We start from the raw sequence: 2,331 nt of genomic DNA, 5'->3' as shown, positions 1-2,331 counted from the left end.
AAGCCCGCGACCGCCTCCGCGGTCCCGGCGGCGATCGCCGCGGTGGCGGCCGCCGCGTTCGCGATCCCGCTGTTCATGCCACGCGCCCCGAACGGCGGGAAGAGATGCGCCGCCTCACCGGCCGGCAGCACCCGCCGGTGCGGATCGGCCGGTCGGCGCCGAGACCCGGTCGGCCGGCGAACCGGTCCTCCGGGCCCGGGCCGGTCACACACAGCACGGCGGCGGTGTCCTCGGCCGGGAACGCGTGGCCGACCGAGGGCGGTTCGGGGTTGACCGGCACCGCCACGGCACCGAGGCGGGCGATGGCGGGGAACGCCGTCACCCAGGCCTGGGAATCCGGCAGCGCGAGCAGCACCCGGTCGCCGGGGCACACCCCGTGGCCGGGCGGCACGGTCGCGGCGCGGGCGGCGAGGTCGTGCACCTCACCGTGGGCCCAGGCCCGGTGCCCCTGATGGAGAGCGGGCCGCCCGCTCCACCCGCCGCTCGGCGAGTTCCGCCGGGTGGGCCGCGAGGTTCCCGGGTGCCTCGGCTTCCGCCGGGCTCAGCACGGCCTGCGGACTGGTCATCGTCTGACCTCCTCCGCCGCCCCGGCCCGCTGCCCCGGCGGGCCCTCCTGCCGCATCCGGTCGGCCGTGTGCCGGTGGAGGGCGCGCATCGGGGCCGCCGTCTTCAGCAGCATCTCCTCGTACTCGGCGTCCGGATCGGAGCCGAGCACGATCGCGGCGCCCGCACCCAGGTGCATCAGGCCGTCGGCGAGGACGGCGGTCCGGATCACGATGCTCAGGTCCGCGCCGCCACCGCAGCCGAAGTAGCCGAGGGCGCCGGAGTAGACGCCCCGGGCCTCGGTCTCCAGGGTGTCGATGATCTCCAGCGTGCGCAGCTTCGGCGCGCCGGTCATCGACGTGCCCGGGAAGCAGGCCCGCACGCAGTCCACCGCGTCCGTGCCCTCCCGCAGCCTGCCCCGCACGGTGGAGACCAACTGGTGCACGGTGGCACAGGTCTCCGTGGCCATCAGCTTGGAGACCCGCACGGTCCCGGTCCGGCAGACCTGCCCCAGGTCGTTGCGGAGCATGTCCACGATCATCAGGTTCTCGGCCCGGCACTTGGCGTCCGAGGCGAGCGCGTCCCGCAGCCGGGCGTCCTCCTCCGGCCCGTCGCCCCGGGGCGCGGTGCCCTTGACAGGCCGGGCCTCGACGGTGCCGTCCCGGCCGATCCGCAGGAACCGCTCGGGCGAGGAACCGGCCACCTCCAGCTCCCCGAACCTCAGGAACGCCGCGTACGGGGCCGGGTCGTCGCGGCGCAGCGTCCGGTAGAACGCCAGTGAGTCGGGCGGGGCGGGCAGCCGGGCGGCGTTCGTCAGGCAGACCTCGTAGCTGGTGCCGGACCGCAGCACCTGCCGGCACGCCTCGATGTCCGCGAGGTACGTCGCGCGGTCACGCACCAGCCAGGGCTCGGCCGCGCCGGGGTCGGCCGGCTCCGGCGGCCCGGGCAGCGGCGGGCGTTCCGTCGCCACGCAGGAGAGGCCGGCCAGCACGCCCTCCAGCCAGTCGGCGGCCTCCCGCGCGGCCTGCGGGGTGTCCTCCGCCAGGCACACGGCGTAGGTGAAGCCCTCCTCGTGGTCCACCGCGATCACCCGGTCGGCGAACAGCCACGCGGCGTCCGGGGTGGGGGAACGGTGCCGGTTGGCCGACCCGCAGTCGGCCTTCATCTCGTAGCCGAAGTAGCCCACGTAGCCACCGGTGAAGTCGAACGGCAGCCCGGTCGCGTCCACCCGGCGGTTGGTCAACTGCCGCTTGAGGTAGTCGAAGACACTCGCCCTCACCCGGCGCAGGGGACGCCCCGCCCGCCCGATCTCACACCGCCCGGCCCCGACGTCGTACCGCACGAACTCGGCGAGCGGCCCCTGGTCGTCCCCGAGGAACGAGAACCGTGACCGCCCCGGCGCGACCAGCGAACTGTCCAGCCAGAAGCTCCGCGGCGACCCCGCGAACATCCGGCTGAAGACCGCCTCGGCGTCGACGGCACCGCTGACCCTCCGGGTGTGCAGCCGGTACCCGACCCGACCGGGCCGACGGGGCCGGGGGATGGCGACGGAGTCCGGTGCGACCTTCCGTCCCGGGGCGGATGGTGCGGCGCACGCGCGCGTGGCCGGGGACCCCTGCCCCGGGACGGGTGCGGCCCCATGGGGCGCCGCGCCCTCACGGGGCAGCGTGGTAGCCGGTCCGTGGCCGCCGGGCACCGTGTCAGCCGGGCCCTCCCCGCCGGGCACCGTGTCAGCCGGGCCCTCCCCGCCGGGCACCGTGTCAGCCGGGCCCTCCCCGCCGGGCACCG

At 76.3% G+C, this 2,331-nt stretch carries 2 protein-coding genes and 2 pseudogenes; all 4 read right to left on the bottom strand.

The window, feature by feature from the left end:
* Positions 1-146, bottom strand: a pseudogene (locus GTY56_RS21420) (FAD-dependent monooxygenase); the annotation flags it as partial.
* A 104-nt stretch (positions 147-250) separates the two neighbouring features.
* Positions 251-421, bottom strand: a pseudogene (locus GTY56_RS41375) (AMP-binding protein); the annotation flags it as partial.
* Position 422: 1 nt separating this feature from the next.
* Positions 423-566, bottom strand: a complete 144-nt coding sequence (locus tag GTY56_RS41370; protein ID WP_346345533.1) for a hypothetical protein — start codon at positions 564-566, stop codon at positions 423-425.
* Complete coding sequence (locus GTY56_RS21410; protein ID WP_346345532.1) at positions 563-2,329, bottom strand: anthranilate synthase component I family protein; 1,767 nt, start codon at positions 2,327-2,329, stop codon at positions 563-565. Before GTY56_RS21410 ends, GTY56_RS41370 begins: the two co-directional genes overlap by 4 nt.
* Positions 2,330-2,331: the final 2 nt, after the last annotated feature.

Origin of the sequence: Streptomyces sp. SID5643 (assembly GCF_009872555.1) — a bacterium.
In the GTDB taxonomy this organism is placed as follows: domain Bacteria; phylum Actinomycetota; class Actinomycetes; order Streptomycetales; family Streptomycetaceae; genus Streptomyces; species Streptomyces iakyrus.
The sequence above is the reverse complement of the archived record's forward strand: the minus strand, read 5'-3'. Positions and strand labels throughout refer to the sequence as shown.